Source organism: Sediminibacterium sp. FW305-C-61, assembly GCF_058231065.1.
The window spans coordinates 26,150-52,694 of record NZ_JBIQXR010000008.1; the positions used below are offsets into that span (position 1 = coordinate 26,150).

Annotated in this window: 19 protein-coding genes; 4 read left to right on the forward strand and 15 right to left on the reverse strand. The window is 39.7% G+C overall.

Annotation, left to right across the window (positions count from 1 at the left end; translation table 11 throughout):
• Positions 1-5: 5 nt before the first annotated feature.
• The 3 genes from ACH30E_RS16355 to ACH30E_RS16365 form a co-directional block, all read right to left on the reverse strand.
• Positions 6-653: a DUF47 domain-containing protein gene (locus tag ACH30E_RS16355; RefSeq protein ID WP_294995202.1), complete on the reverse strand. Its 648-nt coding sequence runs from the start codon at positions 651-653 to the stop codon at positions 6-8.
• 344 nt (positions 654-997) lie between these two features.
• On the reverse strand, positions 998-2,047 hold the full coding sequence (locus ACH30E_RS16360) for a sensor histidine kinase (RefSeq protein ID WP_294995205.1): 1,050 nt from the start codon (positions 2,045-2,047) through the stop codon (positions 998-1,000).
• 415 nt (positions 2,048-2,462) lie between these two features.
• Positions 2,463-3,143, reverse strand: coding sequence for a response regulator (locus ACH30E_RS16365; RefSeq protein WP_490825687.1), 681 nt, complete (start codon positions 3,141-3,143; stop codon positions 2,463-2,465).
• A 165-nt stretch (positions 3,144-3,308) separates the two neighbouring features.
• Between ACH30E_RS16365 and ACH30E_RS16370 the strand changes: the two genes are divergently transcribed.
• Positions 3,309-5,495: a hypothetical protein gene (locus ACH30E_RS16370; RefSeq protein WP_490825686.1), complete on the forward strand. Its 2,187-nt coding sequence runs from the start codon at positions 3,309-3,311 to the stop codon at positions 5,493-5,495.
• 7 nt (positions 5,496-5,502) lie between these two features.
• Here ACH30E_RS16370 and ACH30E_RS16375 read toward each other — a convergent pair whose 3' ends face one another.
• Complete coding sequence (locus ACH30E_RS16375) at positions 5,503-6,138, reverse strand: MBL fold metallo-hydrolase (protein WP_490825685.1); 636 nt, start codon at positions 6,136-6,138, stop codon at positions 5,503-5,505.
• Between the two features lie 58 nt (positions 6,139-6,196).
• Here ACH30E_RS16375 and ACH30E_RS16380 point away from each other — a divergent pair, with 58 nt between their 5' ends.
• Positions 6,197-9,568, forward strand: coding sequence for a hypothetical protein (locus ACH30E_RS16380; protein ID WP_490825684.1), 3,372 nt, complete (start codon positions 6,197-6,199; stop codon positions 9,566-9,568).
• A gap of 72 nt (positions 9,569-9,640) precedes the next feature.
• Here the strand turns inward: ACH30E_RS16380 and nth are convergent, their stop codons facing one another.
• The 8 genes from nth to ACH30E_RS16420 form a co-directional block, all read right to left on the reverse strand.
• Positions 9,641-10,294 carry an endonuclease III gene (nth, locus tag ACH30E_RS16385; protein ID WP_294995219.1) on the reverse strand — a complete coding sequence of 218 codons (654 nt, stop codon included), beginning with the start codon at positions 10,292-10,294 and terminating at the stop codon, positions 9,641-9,643.
• Between the two features lie 183 nt (positions 10,295-10,477).
• Positions 10,478-10,711 carry a hypothetical protein gene (locus ACH30E_RS16390; protein ID WP_294995222.1) on the reverse strand — a complete coding sequence of 78 codons (234 nt, stop codon included), beginning with the start codon at positions 10,709-10,711 and terminating at the stop codon, positions 10,478-10,480.
• Between the two features lie 241 nt (positions 10,712-10,952).
• Complete coding sequence (locus ACH30E_RS16395; protein WP_294995224.1) at positions 10,953-11,255, reverse strand: FtsB family cell division protein; 303 nt, start codon at positions 11,253-11,255, stop codon at positions 10,953-10,955.
• Positions 11,256-11,355: 100 nt separating this feature from the next.
• Positions 11,356-12,648 carry a phosphopyruvate hydratase gene (gene eno / locus ACH30E_RS16400; protein ID WP_294995225.1) on the reverse strand — a complete coding sequence of 431 codons (1,293 nt, stop codon included), beginning with the start codon at positions 12,646-12,648 and terminating at the stop codon, positions 11,356-11,358.
• A gap of 138 nt (positions 12,649-12,786) precedes the next feature.
• Positions 12,787-14,937, reverse strand: coding sequence for a WG repeat-containing protein (locus ACH30E_RS16405; RefSeq protein WP_490825683.1), 2,151 nt, complete (start codon positions 14,935-14,937; stop codon positions 12,787-12,789).
• A gap of 127 nt (positions 14,938-15,064) precedes the next feature.
• Positions 15,065-15,976, reverse strand: coding sequence for a gliding motility-associated ABC transporter ATP-binding subunit GldA (gene gldA / locus ACH30E_RS16410; RefSeq protein ID WP_490825682.1), 912 nt, complete (start codon positions 15,974-15,976; stop codon positions 15,065-15,067).
• Between the two features lie 148 nt (positions 15,977-16,124).
• A complete protein-coding gene (locus ACH30E_RS16415) occupies positions 16,125-16,346 on the reverse strand; it encodes a DUF6814 family protein (protein ID WP_294995234.1) in 222 nt (73 codons plus the stop codon).
• A gap of 4 nt (positions 16,347-16,350) precedes the next feature.
• Entirely contained in the window at positions 16,351-17,871 is a 1,521-nt protein-coding gene (locus ACH30E_RS16420) for an MFS transporter (RefSeq protein ID WP_294995237.1), read from the reverse strand.
• Positions 17,872-18,041: 170 nt separating this feature from the next.
• Between ACH30E_RS16420 and acs the strand changes: the two genes are divergently transcribed.
• Together acs and ACH30E_RS16430 are read left to right on the forward strand one after the other, a co-directional pair.
• The gene (gene acs / locus ACH30E_RS16425) at positions 18,042-19,979 is read left to right on the forward strand and encodes an acetate--CoA ligase (RefSeq protein ID WP_490825681.1); all 1,938 of its coding nucleotides are present in this window, start codon (positions 18,042-18,044) and stop codon (positions 19,977-19,979) included.
• Positions 19,980-20,150: 171 nt separating this feature from the next.
• Positions 20,151-20,963 (forward strand): WG repeat-containing protein, encoded by an 813-nt coding sequence (locus ACH30E_RS16430; protein WP_490825680.1) that lies wholly within the window; start codon positions 20,151-20,153, stop codon positions 20,961-20,963.
• A 30-nt stretch (positions 20,964-20,993) separates the two neighbouring features.
• Here ACH30E_RS16430 and ACH30E_RS16435 read toward each other — a convergent pair whose 3' ends face one another.
• The 3 genes from ACH30E_RS16435 to ACH30E_RS16445 all read right to left on the reverse strand — a co-directional run bounded on the left by ACH30E_RS16435 (position 20,994) and on the right by ACH30E_RS16445 (position 26,502).
• Positions 20,994-22,253, reverse strand: a complete 1,260-nt coding sequence (locus ACH30E_RS16435; protein WP_490825679.1) for a DUF1501 domain-containing protein — start codon at positions 22,251-22,253, stop codon at positions 20,994-20,996.
• Positions 22,254-22,341: 88 nt separating this feature from the next.
• Positions 22,342-24,276 (reverse strand): DUF1800 domain-containing protein, encoded by a 1,935-nt coding sequence (locus tag ACH30E_RS16440; RefSeq protein WP_294995249.1) that lies wholly within the window; start codon positions 24,274-24,276, stop codon positions 22,342-22,344.
• Positions 24,277-24,450: 174 nt separating this feature from the next.
• The gene (locus ACH30E_RS16445; protein ID WP_294995252.1) at positions 24,451-26,502 is read right to left on the reverse strand and encodes an OPT family oligopeptide transporter; all 2,052 of its coding nucleotides are present in this window, start codon (positions 26,500-26,502) and stop codon (positions 24,451-24,453) included.
• Positions 26,503-26,545 lie beyond the last annotated feature (43 nt).

The following is a 26,545-nucleotide window of genomic DNA, read 5'->3' on the forward strand; positions in this document are numbered from 1 at the left end:
CCTTGCTACGCATACTTGATAATGATAGATTCAATCACATTAGCCGCATCTTCACATTTATCGGTAGCAATTTCCATTACCTGATAAATTTCTCTTTTCTTGATCACTTCTTTAAAGTCGTTTTCCTGCTGAAACAACATTTCAATACTCATGTCGAATACATCGTCTGCCTGATTTTCAATGCTGTTTACTTTTACCATGGCTTCCGTCATTTCGCGCAGGTTCTTCATATCGCGTAAACCATTTACCGCCTTTCTGATTTCTACAGTTCCTTGCAAAATAAGGTCAGCCATTTTCTGGATACCTGTATCGTTTGGATTAACGCTGTAAAAATTGATCTTCTTAGAAGAAGCGAAAATATAATCTGCTATATCATCCAGGGCAGTTGCGAGGTAGTGAATGTCTTCGCGATCGAAAGGAGTGATGAAATTTCTGCCCAGTTCTGTAAAAATGCGGTGGGTATTATCGTCGTTTTTATGTTCGAGGTCCTCAATCTGGGCCAATACTGCTGCTCTTTTATTATTGTCGGGCTCACTAACCATTTCCTTGAGCTTTAGTCCCATTTCGTAAACCTTTTCCGCAACATCTTCAAACAACTCGTAGAAAACCTTGTTTTTTGGCATGAACAAACGACCAAAAGTGTTGATACCCATAGTTTAAAATTTACGCAAAAATAGTTCCATCAATCCGATATCTAAAGTAAAACCGAGAATTAATAATTAGGTAACATTGAGATTTCCTGATTTTTTTGTATTAAAAATCAATGAAAATGATTATTTCATAACAGTTTCTTCTCATTTGCGTCATCTGCAGTTTACATTAGAATGCCAGATTTGCATTTCAGTTTATCGTATTTGAGCAACGAAAGTAGATTTTCTCATGTGTGAACCCCTGATGTCTATCGGGGGTTTTTTCGTGAATGGTCAATTGTCAATAGTGAGTGGGCTTATCATATAATGGTCCTATTCACCATTCACCATTGACAATTCACACCTCACTACTCCCGTTTCCTTTCCAGCGTAAACCCAATAGTAGTTCCCACATCAACCTTACTGCGAACATGCATGGTTTGTCCATGTGCCTCAATGATGTGTTTACAGATAGCCAGACCTAGCCCTGTTCCACCCTTATCCCTGCTTCGACCACGGTCGGTGCGGTAAAATCTTTCGAAGATGCGGGGGAGATGTTCTTCTGCGATACCAATACCATCATCACTGAATTCGATCAGTACATGTTCTTCATCGGTCTTATAAATACTTGCAACAATTGAACCATCCTGTTTGCCATATTTTACAGCATTCTCCAACAGGTTATTGATTACCTGTCTTATTTTTTCCTGATCAGCAAAAACAGCCACTGGATATTCACAGCCTTTTTTAATGCTGCATTTGATATTTCTGGCAGCGGTTTTAATAGACAAGGTTTCATATACTTCCCTGATCAGGTCCTGTATTATAAAATTCTCCTTGTATAAAGGTTGTTCTCCGCTTTCTAGTCTGGATATTTCATCAAGGTCTTTTACAAGGTTTACCATTCTGTCTACATTGCGGGCCGTGTTTTCCAGAAAACGTTTGCTTATTTCAGGCGATTCCATAGCACCCCCTAATAATGTATCCACATAACCCTGTATGGCAAAAATGGGGGTCTTGAATTCGTGAGCCAGGTTTTGTAAGAATTCTTTTCGGTAAGCTTCATTGTTTTTGAGCATTTCAATCTCAGCACTACGCTGTTCTGCCCATTTTTCCACATCTTCTCTTACTTCATCAATACCTTTTTGAGGGAGAATATATTTATAATAGGTTTCTTCCCGCTTACTTGCTTTGGTTTGGTAAATGAATTTATATATGAGTTTAATCTTCCTGTAAATAAAAGATTCCAGCATCATTCTTACTAGTAAATAACTACCCAGGAATACAACCACAAATGAAACAAGGGTAATTATCCAATCGGGTCTGATAACCCATATACCTAATGAAATAGGCAAAGAAAGAAACAATGCCGTTAAGGCCGACAATTGCTGGGGTGAGAAATTTTTTGTTTTAAACATTTGTACTAAGGTAAGCAGAAGTAAGAAGTTAGCGAGACAGATAGACCGAAAGTCGGAAAGTCCGGAAGTCCGAATGACGTTTTCTGGGGATCAACATAGTGATTTAGGAGTTAAGAAATTACTCTACTTAAATTTGTTGTTATCGATGAGCTACTATCCAGTGCTACCCGAGAAAAATAGGCTGCGAGTTTCTAGCCTCTAGCTGCTAGCTTTGATTGGTGCTTGTTTTAGGCTTTCTGCTATTATTTGAATAAATGACAAGTCTTGCGAATTTGTTTTGTAAAAACCCCACTTAAAATAAATATTTGATTACCATATCCACACTTGTGGATGTTTAAATTAATTCCAAAAAAAGCTAATAGCCAGCAGCTAGTGGCTAGAAGCTGTTTTTTACAGGACAGCGATGGCTATGGCCTTATAACTCAAACTTATACCCTACCCCTTTTACAGTAGTAATACAGTCGATTCCAAGCTTCTGACGCACTTTGCGGATATGGACATCAATGGTGCGGTCGCCTACAATAACATCATTCCCCCAGATCTGAGATAGTATTTCATTGCGAAGGAAAACCCTGCCTGGTCTGGATGCAAGCAGGTATAATAATTCAAATTCTTTTTTAGCCAGTATTACTTCCACATCATCCACATTCACAATAAACTTAACAGGATCAATTTGGATATTGCCGATTTTAATAGTCTTGCCTGCCTCTTTTCCATTCAATCTCCTGAAAAGAGCATTTACTCGGCTAACCAATACCTTAGGACTGATAGGTTTACTTACATAATCATCGGCACCTGTTTCAAGTCCTTTGATTTGTGAGGCTTCATCGCTGAGTGCTGTTAGAAAAATGATCAGTGTATCCTGGAAAAGGGGTTGTGTACGAAGTATCTGACAAACTTCTACGCCCGTTTTTTTAGGCATCATTATATCCAGGATGATGAGGTCGGGATGAATTTGTTTGGCTCTTTCGATGGCTTCATTTCCATCTTTCGCCGTATACACTTCATAGCCTTCTTTGGTAAGGTTATAAGTGATGATTTCTAGAATATCCTGCTCATCGTCTGCTATCAGAATCTGTTTCGCCTTACCTTCCATTGTTAACCTTATGTTTACACAAAATTAATTTTAATCATTGGCATATCGGGTTTTTGGCACTATTATGTTATTGTTAACTGAATTTACACCAAAAAAGGGGTCTAATCAGGTATAAAAGCCCTTTTCCGGCTTTTCATTCATTTGGCAGTATTTTTGCACCCGGATATGAGCATGAAGAAATTTTACCTGTTATTATTGGTATCTGCGATTGGGCATTTTGGTATGGCCCAGCAGGAAATGACAATACCCCCCGTTCCCGCTATGCGCGAATTGCACCATGAGTATATTCAAACCTCATTGCGTAATATAGCCCGATTAAACAGTGTTGCCGACCAGGTGTTTCCGGTTACCAATGATGCGAAGCTGAACCAGTCCATAGACAAAACCATCCGAATCTATGTAAACAATATGCGGGCCATCGTAGAATCGAGCACCCAACTCAGCGATAACCAGAAATATCTCTGGCTCAGAGGTATCAATGAACTACTAACCAGTTTCCAATCTGCCTGGCAATCCAAACTCATCAAAAATGTGATGTACCCGGGTTTGATAAAGGCATTTTATGAGTGCATTCAATTAGAGCTGGCCGGACAATCCATCCTCCCTGTTATTAAAAACAATGAACTGGAAATTGGGAATATCCTGATCCAGAATTTCTGTTTGAAAAACAATCCGGGTATTGAAGAAGCAAAGGATGTTTTAGTTTTAAAAACATGCCAGCGTGAACCAGAGAATATCCTGAAAATTCTCACCCGTTTTCCGGAAAACAGATACGCAGATAGTTTGATCATTGTTACCGCATTCCGTAACCAGGAAGAATTATATAATTATGCGGCAGCTTCAAATGCCTTGGGCAGACGCATACAATCAGTAAATCATCCCCTGGTAAAATTGATCGCAAATCTTGCTCAATCGAAAACAGGTCGTATGTATTTCCCATTTCTAGACGACCTGTACAAAGGTAAAATAAGCAGGGAAAAAATTGCCCCGGTTTTGGCCAATGAAGATTCTGATGATTATTATAAATTACTGGTAAAAACCAGGGTTGGTTATGCAGAAAGAATGCAGCGTGGCGATACAGCTATGGCAGCAAAAACACTGGTAGCAAAGCTTAGAAGCAAAGCTATTGAATTATACATTAATGAGATCAATGCACTTCATGATGAAAGCAATCCGGCTATTCGCTTTAAAAAAATTGATTCATTAAACCCGCAGGAACTCTATTACCTTGCAGTATTGGGTGAAGAAGAAATTTATACATCCAGTTTTGTTTCAGGTGTTTATCCGCGCATTTTCGCCCGCTTAAAACAAGGCGATGCAGATTCATTATTACATTCACTGGGATATGATTTCTATAGGAAGTTTATCAAAATGTCTGCAGCTTATAATACACTCGATGATTTACTCAAACGTATGAGTAAACTATCCGCAGAAAAACTGATGCGTAATTTTGTAAACGGATTGGAAAAAACAGGTTCCCTTGAAGATGCAGTTGATGTAGCAGATTCTTATGCCAGCATTTACAATAAAAATATTCGAAGCCTCATACTTACCCAGGTTAAACAAAACCTGCAGAAGAGTCAGGCAGAGCACGACAAAAGAGCTGAAGTAATTTACAATCTGTTGAAAACCATTTTTGTTTCCGCAGATTCTTCAGGTAAAACCAATTTATCCGCATCTCTCGGCATCAATACCGTATATAATATGCCGCTGAAGGAATTGGAGAATGAAGAAGGTCGCATAATTATTCAGCAATATGCTTATGGAGATAAAGATGCAGAGAGTTATTTTGGCGCCTTTCTTGCCCGTTTTTCCAACAGCAATTGGCGTATCGTTCGTAAGCCATATTGGGTTGAAATAAACTCAGTAAGGGGGACACCAGTTACCATTTATGCCAACTTACCCCTCGATGAAACCAAAGACCTGGATGCAATGGCACAGGATAGCCTGAATACCTATCTGAGAACAAATGGACTTGCACCAACCATGGTTATACACCGGGGACATAGTTATTATCTCCAGCAAACCATCGATCAACTGGTACCATCAGCCAAAGTGGTATTATTAGGCAGTTGTGGCGGCTACCAGAAGCTTAACCTAGTATTGGATATTTGTCCGGGTGCACATATCATTTCATCCAAACAGGTTGCCGCCGGGGTATTGAACCAGGCCTTGATTGATGCTATTACCGAACAAATCCGGATGAACAAGGATCTGGTATGGGATGAAATATGGCAAAAACTGCAATCGCGCGTAACAGGTGGTTATAAGGAGAAATTTGAAGACTATATTCCTCCCCATAAAAACCTCGGAGCAATATTCATTATGGCTTACAACAAAGCCATGGAATAGAATAATACTACAAAAAGGGATTATTCACCTGCTCATAACCAATAGTAGTAGGTATTCCATGACCAGAATACACAATTACATCGGCAGGTAATACGAATAATTTTTCCCGAATGCTTTGTAACAATGTGGCATGGTCACCACCGGGTAAATCGGTTCTACCAATGCTTTCGTGAAACAAAACATCGCCCCCAATCAAAAAACCTTGTTTGGCACAATAAAAGCAGATGCTGCCGGGTGAATGTCCGGGTGCTAATATTACCTCCAGGGCATCATTTCCCAGTTGCACGGTATCTCCAGAAGCAAGGAAATGAATGGGGCCACTGTAATTTTCAAAAGGAAGCCCCCATTTTTCCCCCGAAAAAGGAGCTCTTTCCAATACCGGTAATTCAAGCTGGTGGATATACAGTTCTAGTCCAAATTCCTCATGAACCCACTTATTACCGAAAACATGGTCGAGGTGGCAATGGGTATTGAGCAACTGAACGGGTTCAAGACCCGTATCTTTTATAAAGTTTTTTAACTTTTCCTGTTCAGCGGAATAGTAACAACCGGGATCAATTATAATAGCTTTGCCTTGTTCATTATATAACACATAAGTGTTTTCCTGAACAGGGCTGAATGTAAAGGCCTTTACCTGAAGCATAGGTTTTTGTGAAGGTTTTACGGGTAATTGACTAATTTTAAAACACTAAAGTTCGGATATGCAATTGAATCGCATCAAGAAAGGGTTGATTTTGGCCAGTTTTTTATTTCCAGCCCTTTCTATGGCCCAGGTTAATACAGTAGAATTTGGTAAAAACAGGGTTCAGCACAAAAAACTTGTTTGGAAATTTTACCAATCACCCAACTTCAATACCTATACATCACAAGGTGGGGTAGAATTGGGGAAATTTGCTGCTCAGGTGGCTGAAGAAGAACTGAAATCGCTGGAAAATTTCATCGAATATTCTTTACAAAGACGCGCCAATATTGTTGTTTACAATAATTACAACGACTACAAAAGCAGTAATATCGGACTCGGCATCGACTGGCAGAATTCGGGTGGCGTTACCAAACTGGTGAATAATAAGATCGTAGTGTATTTTGATGGTAATCACGCCAACCTTAAACGCCAGATCAGGGAAGGCATCGCAAAAGTATTAACCGATAACCTCTTATTTGGTGATGATATCGGAGAATTTGCCAGTAACCAGGCTTTACTCGATCTTCCTAAATGGCTGGTAGACGGCTATGTTTCCTACGCCGCAGAGCCCTGGAGTACTACTAAAGATGATGACCTGAAAAGTGCCATACTCGGTGGAACCTATCGCTCTTTCTACCAATTTGCATTTGAGAAACCAACATTGGCAGGTCATGCTTTCTGGTATTATATCGGTGAAAAATACCGCAAAGAAAATATTACCTACCTCCTATACCTCGCACGTATTTACAAAAACCTGAACCAGGCCTGTATGCGTGTATGTAAAAAGAAGTTTAAGGAAGTGCTGGAAGAGTTCATGCAGTTTCAGCAAGATCGTTACTCAAGAGATATTCGTCAACGCAGGAACGCTCCAAGAGGACAATTGAATGTATCTGAGGAAGTGCGCAAGAAAGATTTCTTCCGCTTTCAGGCAAACCCTAATCCAAGAAGCACCACCTATGCAGTGGTGGAATTTAATAAAGGCATTTATTGCGTGAAACTGATGGAGAATTTCTATGATGGAAAGATTCTCCTGAAAAGTGGTGTACGCACCAATCAGACAGATGTGAACCCAAGCTATCCTATACTTGCATGGGATGGTAAAGGTACCAGGCTGCTGGTGGCTTATTGGGAAGACGGAAAAATAAAAATGTTTGTTTATGATCTCATCTCCCGATTAAAAAGATACAAACAGGAAATAGAAGGCATAGATCAGTTACTGGATGCAAGTTTTATGCTTGATGCCAATTCACTTATTTTCAGTGCAGTTAAAAATGGGCATACAGATATCTTCACCTATAAGATTGAACAAAATAAACTGGAGCAGATTACCGATGATATTTATGACGACCTGAACCCAACATTTGTATCGTTCCCGAACAGGTCTGGTATTATATTCAGTTCAAACCGACCTTCTCCAAATGCTCCAACAACTGATACAGTTATTCCCAGCAGGTATCAATACAATGTTTTCATGGTAGACATCCTTAATACCAGTAAACAAAAACAAATCACCCAACTTACCAACCTGAAATTTGGTAACGCCTCTTACCCAATGCAATACAATACCAATCACTTCACTTTTGTTGCTGATGAAAATGGTGTTGGAAATCGTTGGGCAGGGTTCTTTGCAACACAACGTAATGGCCTTGATACCCTTTATTATATCGGCGATGAACTTCTCAGAAATCCATCACCTAAAGAATTCGATTCAACCTTGCGTGCATGGCAACGTGATGAACCTGATAGCGTAAGTTATTTCCAGGTGTATAAAGATTCCACTTATACCTTCCCCATAACCAACTACCAGAGCTCACTGCTCGAAACAAGGATAGCTGGTGATAATGGCCAGGTTAGTGAAGTAAGAAAAGAAGGTGATTTTAAATTCCTTTATAAACTAAGGGTAGATGAGCAGGCGCTGAATAAAAGAAATGTAAACAGCAGACCGACAGAGTTCATGAAAAAAGTGATGGATGAAAAGAAAGCATCACAAGGAAAAGCGTTGGTTTACAATAATGGCGTTGCTACAAAAGACACCACCATTAAAGCTGCTAAAGATTTCTTCCAAAATGAATTCGCAGATGAAAAAACAGATACATCAAAACGTGTTTTTGAAGATGTTCCATTACCCAAAACCACTACACTTGAACGCTCCCGACTTTTCGATTACAGATTAAAGTTTAGCAGTGATTATATTTTAAGTGGTTTTACCAATAACGTATTGGTTAATAGATACCAGCCTTATGGAGGCGGATCAGGACCAATTCAACTAAACAATGGCAACGATTTTAATTTCACATTCAGGGTAGGTGTTAGTGATTTATTTGAGGACCAGAAATTTGTTGGTGGCTTCCGTTTCGGTACTAACCTGAGTGATAAAGATGTGTTCTTCTCCTACCAGAATCTTCGGAAGAGATTCGATTGGGGACTTACTTATTACAGAAGCAATGTCAGCAACTTTTATAATATTCCTTATAATAGTATGCTGATCACCAATCTTTATCAGGGCAATATTACTTATGCCTTCAATGAAGTGAAAAGCCTGAGAGCAACTGTCGGATTAAGAACAGACAGAGGCATACTTCGTTCGTTTGATAATGGTAGCGGTATTCCGGATCCGAACGCGCTGGCATACCCCGATACCGTTAGCAAGTTTATTGTTTCAAGGATTGAATACGTGCACGATAATACCATTAATCCTACTCAGAATATCTGGAACGGCCTTCGTTACAAAGTATATTTTGATGTAAATATGCCAACATTAAAAACCTCGCTCAACAATGGCAAGGGTACATTCAACCTTGGCTTTGACGCTCGTTATTACCATAAAATTTATCGCAATTTTATCTGGGCCGGACGAGCAGCAGCGGATTTCTCATGGGGTGGACAGAAACTGATTTATTACCTCGGTGGGGTTGACGGATGGATTGGACCTAAATTCAATAACCAGAATACACCTGCACCTGACCAGTCATATGCATTCCAATCATTGGCGGTAAATATGCGCGGATACAGACAGAACATTGCTAATGGTAACAATGCATTTGTAATCAATAGTGAATTCCGGTTCCCGCTTTTTGCAACACTGATTAATAAGCCAATCAACAATGCCTTTATACGTAATTTCCAACTCGTACAATTTGTTGACCTGGGAACCGCCTGGAACGGAAAATACAATGGTATCAAACGTCCGGGAGATGTTATTTCCGATCCTAGTTCACCAGTTGTTGTGCGCATTGATGCTGGCGGACTTGGACCATTTGCCGGAGGATATGGTTTTGGCGCAAGAAGTACATTATTAGGATACTTTATGAAATTCGATGCCGGCTGGCCAATGAAAGGAATCTTCAAAGGAGCACCGGTGTATTATTTTGCCATCGGGTTTGATTTTTGATCTTTGAATATTTGATCTTTGATTTTTTGATTTGAAACTTTCACCCAAATCAAAAAATCAAAGATCAAAAAATCAAACTTCCCCTTTTCTTTCTTTCGCAAAGTACCTGCACAGTTCTGTGAGTCCACAGGTTTCGCATTTAGGGTTGCGAGCAAGACAGGTATATCTCCCATGTAGTATCAGCCAGTGATGTGCTTTGTGGACCAGGTTCACTGGAATTTCTTTAATCAACTCTTTTTCAACTGCCAAAGGTGTACTGGCTTTTGCTGATACCAACCCCAATCTTTTACTTACCCTGAACACATGTGTATCAACGGCCATATTTGGCTGCTGGTCTATAACACTGGTAATTACATTCGCTGTTTTTCTCCCTACACCAGGTAGTTTAACCAATTGCTCAACAGTCATAGGAACCTCACCATTGAATTGATCGATCAGCATATTTGCCATACCAATCAAGTGTTTGGTTTTATTGTTGGGGTATGAAATACTTTTGATAAATGGAAATAGTTCCTCAAAGCTTGCTTTCGCCAATTCAACCGGAGTGGGGTATTTCGCAAATATGGCTGGGGTTGTTAAGTTAACCCGCTTATCTGTACACTGTGCAGATAAAATAACGGCCACCAATAATTGAAACGGATTATCGTAAATCAATTCCGTTTCCGCCTCAGGAATATTGGTACTGAAATAATTAATTACAGCCGAGTATCTTTCTTTTTTCGTCATACGGTTACAAACCAAAAATAGTCAAGATCGACAGAATACCCGAGAGATAACTTATAATGCAAATCAAACCCAGTATTACTGGCTGGCGCTTATAGCATATAGTTCAAGGATGGTTTGTCTATGGACTATGGACCATGGTCCATGGTCTATAATCACATAAGCCATGCACCAAGTCCCAACCATTTATCCTTTAGGATGTGCATTCCTTGCATGTTGCATAATTGCCTTTATTGATAGCCGTGAAGGAGACTTTAGTTTAAGTTGATCCAACTGGCGTATACTTCTTTTCAGGACAGCAAGCTTTTCTGTTAATTCAATATCTCCCTCTTCCAGCGCTTCCTCTACTGCTTGTTGAATTGCAGGCGAACACTCTTTGTACAGGTACAATATCAAATCCTCTTCCTTAAGTTTTTTCATAAACATGATATTATCTGAGAGGATACGGTATATATTAAAACGGGGGGTGCATCGCTATTATTGTAAAGACTTTCTTAGGAAACAGTAAATTAGTCATTCGAAATAAAAATTTACTCACCCCGAATTATATCTTACTGAAAATCAATTAATTAAATTCCACTAAAAAAATGGAAAAATAGCAACACTTTAGGCTTATAATGCTACTTAAAATCTAAAAAAAGGGTTGGTAATGCCTGATAGATTATTGCTTTTCAATAGTAGAATCTTCGATAATAAAAATATCTTCCCCCTCTTTTTTCATGAGGTAACGTTCGCGGGCAAATTTTTCGAGGGCAGCAGGATTGCTTTGGATATCGTGTAGTTCCTGCTTTGTTTTATTGATTTCTTCGAGGTAGTAAGCTTTTTTCGCTTCCAGTTTTTTGAGTTCTGCTTTTCTTTCTCTTTGCTGAAAAAAATCACGCTGATCAAAAAACAACATCCATACCACAAAAAACCCGCCAGCCAGCAGGTATTTATTGGTGATGATGGATGCTACTTTCTTCATTGGGTAAAACTATGAAAAAAAAGCTACAAGCTACAAGCTTCTAGCTGCAAGCAAAATACTGCTTGTGGCTTGAAGCTTGTAGCTTGTAGCTTAAAACAAACTATTTCTTCCCAAACTTCACTTTCCCTTTAGGGTATATCGCCGTTTCTCCCAGCATTTCTTCTATACGAATCAACTGGTTGTATTTTGCGATACGATCGGTACGGGAAGCTGAACCTGTTTTTATCTGACCACAGTTCAACGCAACTGCAAGGTCTGCAATTGTGGTGTCTTCGGTTTCACCACTGCGGTGACTCATAATCGTATTATAGCCATTATGCTGTGCAAGTGTAACTGCATTAATAGTTTCAGTTAAAGTACCGATTTGGTTTACTTTAACCAGCAATCCATTTGCAATTCCTTTATCGATACCAGTTTGTAAACGGTTAACATTCGTTACAAATAAATCATCTCCTACCAACTGACATTTGCTGCCAATAGCCTGGGTTAATGCTTTCCAGCCATTCCAGTCATCTTCCGCCATACCATCTTCAATTGAAACAATGGGGTATTGTTTTACCCATTTCTCCCAATATTTAACGAGCTCATCGCTGCTTAATACTTTACCATTGCTTTTATGGAAAACATATTTTTTCTTTTTGGCATCCCACAACTCACTGTTGGCAGCATCCATAGCAATTACAATCTGTGAACCTGTTTTATAACCTGCTGCTTGAATAGATTCAAGTACTGTTTCAATAGCCTCTTCATTACTCTGGATATTTGGCGCAAAACCACCTTCATCACCTACATTGGTGCTGTAGCCCTTTTTCTTCAATACACTTTTCAGGGTATGGAAAATTTCAACACCCCAGCGTAAGCCTTCGCTAAAACTGGTTGCTCCCACAGGCATAATCATGAACTCCTGGAAATCGATTTTATTATCTGCATGCGCTCCTCCGTTCAGGATATTCATCATAGGAATTGGAAGCGTTTTTGCATTTGTTCCGCCAATATATCGATAGAGGGGAAGACCAGCTTCTTCTGCTGCAGCTTTAGCAACAGCCATACTAACTGCCAATAAAGCATTAGCGCCTAGTTTACCTTTATTAGGGGTACCATCGAGAGCAATCATCGCTTCATCGATCGCTGCCTGAGCAGCTACATCATATCCTACAATTGCATCTGCAATAATATCATTGACATTTTTTACTGCTTTTAATACCCCTTTACCTACATATTTCTTTTTATCGTTATCACGCAGTTCAACGGCTTCATGAATACCGGTACTGGCACCACTGGGAACTGCAGCGCGACCTAATGCGCCATCATCTGTTAATACATCTACTTCAACAGTTGGGTTACCACGGCTGTCGAGTATCTGCCGGGCATGAACTTCAATAATGTAACTCATGGTTGTTTTCTAATTTGAATATGATTAAGCTTGTCAAGGGGCAATAGCCCGGTGCAATTTACGCAATTAGTTTTAGCGGTAAATGACTATTTGCCCAGTATTAACAAGCGTTCGTATGTACAAATTAGTAGAATCAGCCTAGTTATTTGGAGGAACAACCAGGTTTCGAATAATAGTCCTGCCTTCCTTGTTATGATTTTGTAAGAATTCAGTATGAGATGAAGTACTAAGTATGGATTCCTTTTCCTGGCTATAGGTTGAAATATTATTCACCTTACTAAATATGCAATAGTATTTTTTCCCATCAAATACTAAATCACTAAGCACATATCCTAGATCCCTTTCTTTTTCTAGCCTATCCTCATCAAGCTTATCGAGTATGGAAATTTTTTGAGAAGTATAAGAAGATCCTTTCGACACAACAACCAACCAGCGGCCATTACCATAGCCCACGTTAGTTATGGCATATCCTTCTTTCCATTTATCGTTAACCCATGATTCAGGGAATTCCGTTTTACCAGATGCAGAAACAGATTGTGCGGTATAAGGTACAGTCTGGGTATATACAACCACCCATTGATTATTGAGGAAATTCAGGTAGGTAATATAATTTTTATTTGACTCTTTATACTTTTCGCGCACATTCGTAATAATCAACTCATCCGTATTTCTGGTGGCCCATTTTTGATCAGTATTGTCTGTTTTTCCCATGATAAGATGATAGGTTAAATCATCTTTATCCCCTACCACAGAAATATCCTGAATATAATAATCCTGCTTCCAGTATTTATCAATTAGTTCTTCCGGAAATTTTTTACTGGTTAATACAAGCTGCGATTTTTGCGGTGTTTTTGAACTGGTGAGTGTGTAAGATTTAGGCGCATTTGCTTCAGCCGCTGACAACATTTCGATCAGCGCATTCATATCTTCCTCGAAATGATCCGATTCGAGTTTTTTTCTTTCCTGTTCCGGAATAGCAGATAATCGGCCTCTTTTATCAATATAAAAATATTTTCCGTCCTCTTTTACTGTTGCTTTTTCATTTTCAAAATCTGTTGCCGATTCGTAACGGGGAAATATTACTTCCGTTCCCTCTGTGTTAATATAACCCCACTTATTATTAAGTTTTACAGCAGCCATACCATTGGAGAAATCTTCTGCCATTTCATATTTTGCAGATGTGAGTTCCTTACCTGTTACACTTAAATATCCAAACTTAGAAGTGCCGACATAAATCCCGGGAAAGTTTTCTTTATACCTCGCAATACCTTCCTTGAAATTGCCTATACCATCATATTTCGGAGGAATAATTTCTTTGCCATTTTGCAACGATACCATTCCATATTTCTTGTTTAATTCCACACCACAATACCCGTTCTCGCATTCAAATATTTTATCATAACGTGTAGGAATAACCAATCTCCCCTTCATATCAATCATCCCAATTTTATCTTTATACTCCACGTTTGCATATCCTTCATTTACATCAGAAAAATAATCGATATCGTCAAATTCAAAGGGTATTACTTCTCTCCCACGCTGGTCTATCATTCCGAACTTATCTTTCTTTTCTGCAATATACCAACCGGTATAGGGGTCATCATCCAGTGATTGATAATTAAAACCAATAACCGTTTTGCCAGATTTATCAATTACACCAGCTTTCCCATTTTTTTCAACTACAGCAATACCATTCTTAAAAAGACTCACTGCATCAAATTCAAATGGAAGCTTTACCTGATCTAAGGTATCTATGTAGCCATACTTATTTCCCTTCTTTGCGCCTATATATCCTTCACTATAATTTTGGATATAATCATATTCTGGTGGAATTATTTCCTGCCCAACTGCATTTACATAACCCCATTTTTTATCGAGCACCATCATGCCATAACCAAAATCACCAAACTTGAGGAGATCATATTTACGAAGGGTTGCCTGATTGCCTGATTTGTCTATCATCCATGATTTTTTATTCGCTCCAACAACTGCATACCCTTTGCTGAAATTATATCCCCCATCATATTCAAAAGGAATGACGGTTCTGTTTTGTTTGTTGATATAACCTACTTTACCACCCTTTTTTGCAGCAGATAACCCTTCATAAAAACCATTTGCAGCATCATACATCAGTGGAATAACGAGTTCATCTTTTTCATTGATGAAGCCAACTTTACTATTCTTGGTAACCATTCTAAGTCCTTCCCGTGCTTCAGCAATTTTATCGTATTTCTGGGCATGTGCAGACAAATATCCCATTAGGAGGAATAAACAGAGTAGCTTTTTCATAGAAGTATAAATAAAGGACTTGCCATTTGGCTGGTTGAAAATAAAAAAAAAGACCATTGGTCAATGATAGGGCATGAAAAATACACAGTTATGTGTATGGATTCGCTTTAAATAAAAGAGAGGATTCCTAATTTACGGTAGTTAATGACCGGAAAATTTGTTCAAGACTATTTTTCTCTGTTTCCAGCGAAACAATTTGTAATTGGTAGGTTACCGCTATATTCAACAGGTTTTTCCTAACCTGATCCGGATTTGAAGTGTAGATTCTATAACTTTTAGTTCCAATCGCATCAAACTTAGTAATCATAGGTATTCCCTGTATTATTTCTATTGCTATTGGCTCACTAAATGCTACTTTTAATGCAATCTCTTTACTGTTTTTTTGCTGCAGATTGGAGAGATTGTCGTTTGCTACAATATTCCCTTTATTTATTACCACTACCTGATCGCATATTGCTTCCACTTCCTGTAGTATATGGGATGAAAATAATACGGTTTTGCCAGCACCCTGTAGTTTTATTACATTTCGTATTTCAACAATCTGATTGGGGTCTAACCCGCTTGTCGGCTCATCCAAAATCAATACTTCCGGGTCATGAATCAATGCAGCAGCCAATCCAACCCTTTGCTTGTATCCTTTGGACAACTGACCTGTTTTTTTATGCGCTTCAATACCTAATCCGGTAAGTTCAATCGCATTTGCAACAGCTTTACTTATTTGTGGTAATCTATGTACTCCTGCAATAAAAGAGAGGTATTCCTTTACATACATATCGTAGTACAATGGATTAGATTCAGGGAGGTAGCCAATTTTTCTTTTGGCATCAAGAGGATACTTTTTTACATCAATGCCACATACTTCTACACTACCCCCATCAGCTTCCAGATAACCCGTAATTATTTTCATTGTGGTGCTTTTCCCGGCTCCATTTGGGCCAAGAAAACCCAATACTGCACCCTTTTCTGCCTTAAATGAAATCTCATTTACTGCCTTCTGAGCGCCATACAACTTGGTTAATCCTGAAATAACAATTGACATGCCGTAAAGGTATTAATTGAAAGCATTGTAACTAAAGGGGAAATGATAATAAAATGAGAAATTGATGGTAGTATAGGTATTAGGTGTTAGGCGTTAGGTATTAGGACAAAACACTAACCCCTAATACCTAACGCCTAACACCTAACACCTATAATTCAGTATCGTATTCTCCTTTCAGTGCATAATAACCAAATAAGCTAAGGCCAAATGCAATTGGAAGAAATACTACCACAAAAACACCCCACTGAATCCAGGTATCAGTGGATGGCTTTGCAGCAATTTCATTTGCTGCCGTTTTTATCATAAAAAAAACGGCCACCGGTCCGAGTAGTATCCATATTATTCCTGCAATTCTTTTTATCTGTTTCATATAACTAGTGAATCGTTTTTTTATTACTTAAATAAAGAACACCAATAACAAAACAAATACCTGCAACCAATATAGGATACATCAGGCCTGCCAACTGGTTACCAGTATAAATAGTAGTTAATAAAGTGGCGATAAAAGGAGTAAGTCCACCAAATACACCATTACCAATATGATATGGAAGAGACATAGAGGTATACCTTATGCGGGTTGGAAACAATTCAACCAGGAATGCAGCTATTGGACCATAAACCATCGTAACATAAATGATCATCAGGAAGATAATACCAATCATTTTCCAGTAAACACCATTACCTACTTCTTTAACAATAGTTACCGCAGGCTTTAAAGTAGTTCGTAAACCATCCGCATAAACTGTATCGGTAGTGGTAGTATGAAAAACGGACCCATCTGTAAAAAATCTATCCTGTTTCACTATCCTTAATGAATCACTCGATCCAGCAATTGAACTTACCTGTAACTGGGTTTTCAAAAGTTCGGTTTGTTCCACTTTTTGCGTTGCGTTACTCAATGCCGCCAATTCATTAAATAAGGGCCGATAAGTAACCACGGCAAGTAACATACCAATCATCATGATCCATTTTCGTCCAATCTTATCACTCAGGTGACCGAAAACAACAAAAAATGGTGTGCCAAAAACGATTGCCCAGATTAATATGGTTCTTGATTGTTCAAAATCTATCTTACAAATATTCTCCAGGAATGACTGCGCATAAAACTGACCTGTATACCATACTACCCCTTGCCCCATTGTTGCACCAAACAAGGCCAGCAATACCATTTTCAAGTTGGTTTTATGACCAAAGCTTTCCTTCAATGGATTCACAGATGTTTTTCCTTCTGATTTCAGTTTGGAAAATAAGGGCGATTCCTGCATTTTAAGCCGGATATAAATTGACACGATCACCAGAACAATAGATAAAAGAAAAGGAATACGCCAGCCCCAGTCATTAAATTTTGCAATGGATAACTGACGATCCGCATCAAGACTATGCCTCGTTAACAGGATAACGCCCAATGAAACAAACAATCCTAGCGTAGCAGTAGTTTGTATCCATGAAGTAAAATACCCTCTTCGCTCTGCAGGGGCGTGTTCTGCCACATAGGTTGCTGCTCCTCCATATTCGCCTCCCAATGCTAGGCCCTGTAACAATCGCAGAAGCAATACAATAATTGGCGCGGCAAAACCAATACTTTCATAAGATGGCACAAGCCCGATAGCAAATGTTGATCCGCCCATTAAAACAAGGGTTAAGAGAAAAGTATATTTTCTTCCTACGATATCACCAAGTCGACCAAAAACTAATGCCCCAAATGGACGAACTATAAAGCCTGCCGCGAATGTGGCAAGTGTAGACAATAGTGCCGCTGTTGGATTTGTTTTTGGAAAGAATTGTCCTGCAATAACTGTTGCCAGACTACCAAAAATGTAAAAATCATACCACTCTATCAATGTACCCAGAGAAGAAGCAGTAATTACTTTCCAGATGCCTTGTTCTTTTTTCATATGGATGTACAACTTACAGCAAAGAAGTGATTTTACGAAAAACTACCATAGTTTTCTGCAAAGCTGTAGTATGATTTGTTCTATATATTAAAAACGAACAATCATTCGCATAATCAGACGCAGTCACTGCGATGTATGTCTTATATTTATAGCCCAAAATTTCGATGAGCATGTCGTATCCGTATCAGATCAAAACCTTTGAAGAATATAAAGCAGCCTACCAGAAAAGTATCAGCGATCCAGCTTCTTTTTGGAGCGAAATTGCCGAACATTTTACATGGAAGAAGAAATGGGAGAAAACCCTTGATTGGAACTTTAAAGAACCAAAAGTGGAATGGTTTAAAGGCGGCAAGTTGAATATTACTGAAAACTGCCTCGACCGTCATTTGGAAACAAAGGGCAACCACCCCGCCATTATTTGGGAACCAAATGCGGCAGATGAAAATCATCGGATACTCACTTATAAAAAACTACATGAAAAAGTTTGCCAGTTTGCACATGTATTGAAAAATAATGGCGTACAAAAAGGAGATCGTGTTTGTATTTATATGGGCATGATTCCTGAACTGGCTATTGCCGTTTTAGCTTGCGCAAGAATCGGCGCCATACATTCTGTAGTATTCGGTGGATTTTCTGCACAAAGTATTGCCGACAGACTGGAAGATGCACAAGCAACCTATATTGTTACCTGCGACGGAGCATACAGAGGCGCGAAAGATATACCACTCAAATCGGTAATAGACGACGCACTCATTGGAAACAAAACCGTAAAACGCGTTATCGTTGCTACCAGAACACGTACCCCTGTTTCTATGATCAAAGGCAGAGATGTTTGGTGGGAAGATGAAATGAAACAGGTGGAAGAAAAAGGCATTACTTTCATTGAAGCAGAAGAAATGGATGCAGAAGACCCTCTATTCATTTTATATACCTCCGGCTCAACAGGCAAACCCAAAGGTGTGGTACACAGTGTGGCCGGATATATGGTTTATACCAATTACACTTTTATAAACGTATTTCAATACCAGCCCGGTCAGGTGCATTTTTGTACCGCAGATATAGGTTGGATTACAGGACATAGCTACATTGTTTATGGCCCACTTAGTGCAGGTGCAACTTCCGTTTTATTTGAAGGAGTGCCTACATGGCCAGATGCAGGTCGCTTTTGGGATATCGTTGATAAATATTGTGTAAATATTCTATATACAGCCCCAACTGCGATAAGAAGCCTGATGGGCTTTGGTCTAGGCCCCTTACAGGGTAAAGACCTCTCTTCTCTCAAAGTATTGGGCACAGTGGGTGAACCAATCAACGAAGAAGCCTGGCATTGGTATGATGAACATGTGGGTAAAAGAAAATGTCCGATCGTTGATACCTGGTGGCAAACAGAAACCGGAGGCTGCCTTATTTCTAACCTGGCAGGTGTTACGCCTGCAAAACCAGGATGGGCAACCTTACCGATGCCCGGACTTGAAATGGTACTGGTAGATGAAAATGGTAAGGAGATAGTTCAACAAGGTGATGAAACCATCAGTGGTAATCTTTGTATTAAATCTCCCTGGCCTTCTATTCTCAGAACCACTTATGGAGATCATGAAAGATGCAGGACCAATTATTTTGCCACCTATGAAAACATGTATTTCACAGGCGATGGTGCTTTAAAAGATAAAGAAGGTTTCTTTCGTATTACCGGTCGCGTAGATGATGTATTAAATGTTAGCGGTCATCGCATCGGTACCGCAGAAGTTGAAAATGCGATTAATATGCACGCCGGTGTTGTAGAAAGTGCCGTAGTGGGTTATCCGCATGATATCAAAGGACAGGGCATTTACGCATACATTATTTATCAGGGCTCACATGCACAAGACACCCATGGCACCGGTGATTTGGTAAGAAAAGATATCCTGCAAACCGTAACAAGAATCATCGGTGCTATCGCAAAACCCGATAAAATTCAGTTTGTAAGCGGATTACCTAAAACCAGAAGTGGAAAAATAATGCGCAGAATACTGCGCAAAATAGCAGAAGGTGAAACAGAAAATTTGGGTGATACTAGTACTTTATTGGACCCTGGTGTAGTCGACGAAATAAAAAAAGGAAAACTTTAGTTTTTATTGCCACTGGTTAATTATCTGATAAATAAGCAAGCTACTCTGTGGTCATCTTTATATATGGCTAATGCTTTCTTATAGTATCTTTAAGAGATGAAAAAAGTACTGTGCGTTTACTTATTCACCTGCATTGCTTTGTGCAGCCAATCCCAAAACCTGATCTGGTTTATGGAAAATGGCAAATTTGGTTTCCTCAATAAAAAAACAGGAAATACAGCCATCACGCCTCAGTTTACTTTTGCCAGTCAATTTTATGAAGGCTCTGCCGTTGCCGCCGTCGGGAATTATCTATTGCTATCAAAATATGGTTTCATTAACGAAAAAGGCAAATGGCTTATAACCCCACAATTCAATGCCGCCGGGCATTTTTCCGAAGGGAAGGCCAGGGTACAATTAAATGGTAAATGGGGTTATATCAATAAAAAAGGAACCTTTATTATACAACCTCAATTTGCGCTATGCTACGAGTTTAAAGGAGGACTTGCGCAAGCCTCAGTTAAAAGCAACTTATGGGGGTTAATAGATAGCACAGGAAAATTTATCGTACAACCGGAATACTATAATATTACCGACGCATACGCTGGTATCACCTGTACACAAAAAAACATGACAGATACCTGGGAAATACTTGATATTAAAAAGAAGACAAGTATTAAAACGGCGTTTACCAGGATGTATGCATTTGCTGATAGTTTAGCACCAGCTAGAGATACCAGTAACAAATGGGGATTTGTAAATACATCAGGTAATTGGGTAATTCAACCTCAATTCACCAATGCCAGCTCTTTCTCTGAAGGATTAGCCGCTGTTGAAAAAGACTATGGAGCATGGGGTTTTATAGACAAAACAGGAACATGGATTATTGCTCCCTCATTTCAAAGGTCAGGTTTTTTTAATAAAGGCCTGGCCTTAATGGAAAAAGGAAATGATCTTGTTTATATAGATAAAGAGGGAACCCCGGTGTATAGTTTTAAAAGATAGCTAACGTCACAACTCCCTCTATAACATCCATTATACTTTCATCAATCCAATATCCTGTCCATCCCAACCCGGAAACATCCCTTTTGTTTGCTTCAGTTGAAGATGCCCTTTCGCAACCGCACTGAATACTGCCCTGAAATCTGTTGATACCGGCAGGTCTCTACCATCTTCCAAATCTGCTTTTGCAAGTGATTTGATATTGTGGTACACTTTCCCTCCTTTTACATCATTACCTAATACGAATAAACAACTGGCCCTTCCATGATCGGTTCCACCTGTTCCATTCTGGTGTGCTGTGCGTCCGAATTCTGTCATAGTCATCACGGTTACATCATCCTGGTATTGTCCCATATCAGTCCAGAATGCTGCGATACTATCGCTGAAATCGCGGAGATTTCTGGCAAATGCGCCATTAAGGGTGCCTTGATTAAAGTGGGTATCCCATCCACCACTTTCTGCAAATGCTACTTCCACACCTACATCCATTTTAATTAAGGTTGCAATCTGCTTAAGTGAATTACCCAAAGGAGAATTAGGATAAACTGCACCATTGGCCGGCTGATAATTTTTGATATCACTCGACTTCAAAATCTTCATCGCTTCAAAACTTTCCTTGCCGGTTTTATTCAATAACTGGTTACTGGTTTGATCGTATAAAGATTCAAATGATTTTGCAGCCGCATTTCCAGCCATTGGGTTTCCTTGCATTTGAATCGCAAAATCCTGCAGGTTACTGATAGCAAGCGCTTCATGATCACCATACAAACTTCTCGGTAAAGCACTGGTTAAACTAACTGCACTAAATGGAGTAGCTTCATGACCCGTTAATCCAACGGCCCTGTTTAACCAACCGCTGTTTGTTCCTTTGTTAAAAGGTGTGCCACTTTCCATAAAATCCTGTGCATCAAAATGACTTCTGGTATTATTCGGACTGCCAACACCATGAACAACTGCCATTCTTCCTTCTTTAAAATAAGACGACAAACTGTTTAGTGCAGGGTGTAAACCGAATTTCCCGTCGAGATCCATCAAGCCACCTTGTGTTTGTGACGGACTCATATATAATGTGGGCCTGAGCGATTTCAGGTTTTCGTCTGCAAATGGACTAACCGCCATTAACCCATCCATAGCACCTCTTTGGAAAATACAAACCAATACTTTGTTCCTTTTGTATGGGTGTAGTATTTTTCTGGTATCGGCTGCACGTACAATAAAATTGGGCACGCCACCAAAACCTGCAGCAAAAAGTGCCATAGCACCTGATTTCATAAATGCTCGTCTGTTGGTCATAGTTGATGTTTTATAAACACGTGTAAAAACTCCGTCGTATTACAGTGATTGAAATATTGTTGATTTGAATAAATTTTATCGCCTGCTTTTACTTCCGCTGAAATTCAGGAGAACCAATTATAATTCCTACTACTTGAGCAACAGTTGCCGCAGTATTATTCATGGCATAAATATCTTTCCCTTTCGGATCCTGCTTTCTGTTTGGTTGCTCTTCATTTTCATCTTCTACCATTTCTGTTTTCACCTTTGCAGCAGCGGCATTTATTTTCTGTTCTACATTAGCATCTCTAACCATTGCCGTTAACCTTTTAATATTTTCTTCGAGGTTTCTTTCAGGCAATAAAAGTTTACTATAAATACGCAATGCCTGGTCTGCACTTTCCGGTTCATGGTTTTCATTTAGTGCAAGCAGGTTCAGACGAACTCCTGGGATTTTCTGTGTTGCCAATGCGAGTCCGAAATTCATCCTGTTTAATAATGCACCGCTATTGATCCAAAAATTTGCGCGATCAGGAAATCCGGTTGGAGCTTGATAATAATAAAAACGTTGCCCCATCTTTGTGCACCACGTATACAATTGATAAGGTTGTAATACCTGCGCCTTTGTTGCTCTTACTGCACTGATGGCAAATTCAAATGGAGATTTTACTTTTTCACGCAATGCATCTTTCGACCAGAAATCAGGATGATTTACCATGGCAATCATCATGGCCTTAATATTCCCTTCTGTATCACGATAAGTTTGGGCCAATGTTTTAATAAGTGCCGGGGATGGCTCATCCGACACAAAACGTCTGGCCAATTTTGTTGCAATAAACTGTGCAGTAGAAGCATGTTTCGCAAGCATGTTCAACACTTCTACCCCCTCCTGATAACCGTCTTTTCCACTGAATTGCTTTCCTAATACTGTTTTTGGATTTTCATCGTGTTTATCTTCCCTGAAGAGAAAATCACCATCAACAATTAATCCTCGTCTTTCCATTTGTTTCTCATTCAGGTTTTCTACCAATTTTTTTGCCGGACCTTCTTTATACATGGGTCGTACGCTCCATCCGGTTAGTGCTCTTGCCACTTCAGTTACATCTTTTTGTGCATATCCGCCATCTACCCCCAGCGTATGCAATTCCATTACTTCACGTGCATAATTCTCATTAAGCCCTTTTGTTTTTCTTGCGGCAATTGCTTGCTGCACCAACGCATTTCCTGCCATGGATGTATCCATCAATCTGGCTTCAACACGTTCTCTTGCAGCCTTAAGCATCGCATTGTTCTGTTGTTTGCGTGTACGTTCATTATCATTACTCACACTCAATGCATTATCCAGGTATTCCAGCATAGCCGGATGTTTGGCGGTGGCCATTAACATGTCTTTGAAACTACCCAACACATAGGGCCTAATGGCATCACGCTCATAAGTAAGCACGTATTGCTGGCTTTGTCCTTTTGTAAGCGAAACATTAAAATGGTTGAACCAGAAATCAGTTAATATTTCTTTCAATTGATTATTGCTGTAAACAGCCCTTAACACTTTCTGGTTAATTAGTTGTCTGTGTAGTTCCTGCACTGGTCTTATACCTTGTTCACGAACTACTTTAGCTATTAAAGCCCGGTATTCCTGTTTATTGGTATCACCGATTGAATCGGCCTTGATAATTTTATTGCGGATGCCATAACGTAAAATCTGGGCGGGGGTGAGATAGGTATTTACAATGGCTTCATTATCCATTTTTAAAGCCTCGAAATTTGCCAATCGTTTATCCAGTTCCTGATCGGGCAAGTTAGCATCCAATTGTTGTTGCAACCATTGCTCCAACCCCATGTTTACCACCTGTTCAATTTGTCCGGGTTGAATGCCATAACTAAACCTGTTCAATAAATGAGCCGCAGCCTGCTCTTTGGTAAGGCCTGCTTTTTTATAGGGCATTTTTATTTCTGGAAGACTACTCTTGTTGTTGGTAAATGCAGCCCCCAATGTAAACAGGGCTCCAACAGTAAAGGTTTTAAACATTCGCTTCAGGGACATTGGTTTTCGTTTTTCTTTTGACTGGGGGTTGGGTGGAAGGTTTAATCTTTATGATTAAAAATGATTGCCACTGAATACACGGAGAAGCACAGCATAAGTTGATTTTTTCTGTGCGTTTCTGTGCCCTCAGTGGCAAAAAAAAGAGCGCCTGAACAGACGCTCTTTTCACTAAGATTAAGTTGTTTTTTTCATAGCAACCCGATACAGTATAAAGCCCATGATGGCAAAGAACAAGGTACCTAACAGGAAGTATCCGTTTTCTGTGAAGGCACTCACCAATCCATGTTCCATACTGATACTTTTCAGGAATTGTTCTCCTCCAGACGTACCGGTAATAAATGCAATCACAACACCTGCAACGGCACCGCCCGCAACCAGTCCGGTAGCGAATAAGCTTCCTTTACTCAGTTCCTCTTCTTCTGCACTTACTTCCTTTTTATCTTTTTTCTGCTTGCCTTCCACAATTCCACGAATAGCACCACCAATAAATATAGGCAGGGTAGTGGCAAGTGGCAGATAAACCCCAATTGCAAAACTCAACGATTTAATACCACAAAGTTCCATCACCACTGCCAGGAACATCCCTACGATAACATACTGCCAGTCGAGATTTTGAGACAGGATACCTTTAATTAAAGTAGCCATCAATGTTGCCTGAGGGGCAGGATATTTTTCTGTTCCGATAGCATGTTGTATCCCCTGTTGTACCATTTCAGTGGTTGGTTTATCAAGGAACTTCACCGTTATACCAATAACAATGGATGATACAATAGCGCCTACAAACAAAGCTATTTGCTGGTTACGTGGTGTAGCGCCAACAATATAACCACTCTTTAAATCCTGTGAAGTGGCACCCGCATTGGCAGCAGCAATACAAATCATACCTCCTACAACCAACACCAGTGGTTCATAGGCCTGACCAGACCAGCCAAGACTTAAGAATATCAGGCTGGTTCCCATAACGGTAGCGATGGTCATACCGCTGATTGGGTTATTTGAAGATCCAATTAAGCCCACAATTCGGGATGATACCGTAACAAACAATGCACCGAACAATACTACCAGTATTCCTATCAAAATTTTCTGAAGAAAACCATCTCCGGGTAAACTTGGTATAACAGAGATAATGGCTATCAGGGCAAGACTACCTAAACCCACAATTTTTAAGCTAAGGTCTTTGTCTGTACGTGAAACATTAATGCCAGATGCAGCACCGCCGCCCTTGAGAGAAGCCATGCTACCCTTTACAGATTTTACAATGGTAGGTAAGGTCTTAAGCAGTGTAATGATACCTCCAGCAGCAACAGTACCAGCGCCTACCTGACGTACATAAGCATAATAGATAGCCGCAGAGTAATCAGCGAAAGTATGTGTTACCGGATCCCATCCGCCTTTGCCACCTGCTTTTGTAATATCTGCCAGGTATCCAAGTTTAGCCAACTGAATGGCAATAGCGTCAGCAGGAACAAGGGTTGATAACAATGGAATAAATACCATCCAGCTAAGCACACTACCCGCAACCAGTACCCCTGCAATTCGCGGTCCGATGATATAACCTACCCCAAGGTATTCCGGCGTAATTTCACCACTCACTTTGGCTGATGGGAAGAATTTATTGATTTGTTTAGTGGCATAGAAAGGTGTCTCCGCTATCACATGCATTACTTTTTGCAGAAGAGCATATACAAAAGCAACACCCAGACCCCAAAAAGCAGTTTTAGCAAAATCTCCCCCTCTCTCTCCAGCTTTTAATACATCTCCGCAAGCAGTACCCTCCGGATATGGAAGATTATCGTGCTCATTTACAATCAACGCTTTTCTCAGTGGCACCATTAATAAGGTACCCAGTAATCCGCCCACAATTGCAAGTATGAGAATAGTGAGATAATTAAAGTATTCAGCACTGGAAGGAGAAGATAAAAACAGGAAACCTGGTAATGTGAATGCTACCCCTGCTGCAATACTTTCACCAGCAGAACCGGTAGTTTGTATGATATTGTTTTCAAGAATCGTGGTCTTCAAAAATTTTCTACCCAGTGTAATGGCAATTACGGCAATTGGTATAGAAGCTGAAACGGTTAACCCGGCTTTCAGCGCTAGATAAACTGTGGCCGCGCCAAAAATTACACCGAAGAGACTACCTACCAGAATCGATTTTACGGTAAGCTCTTTCATATTTGTTTCGGGGGAAACAAAGGGTTTAAAAGTTTTTTGAGATTGGGACATGAGTTGGTTTTTAGATGAAGCAAGCATTTTTTTCGGCAAACAA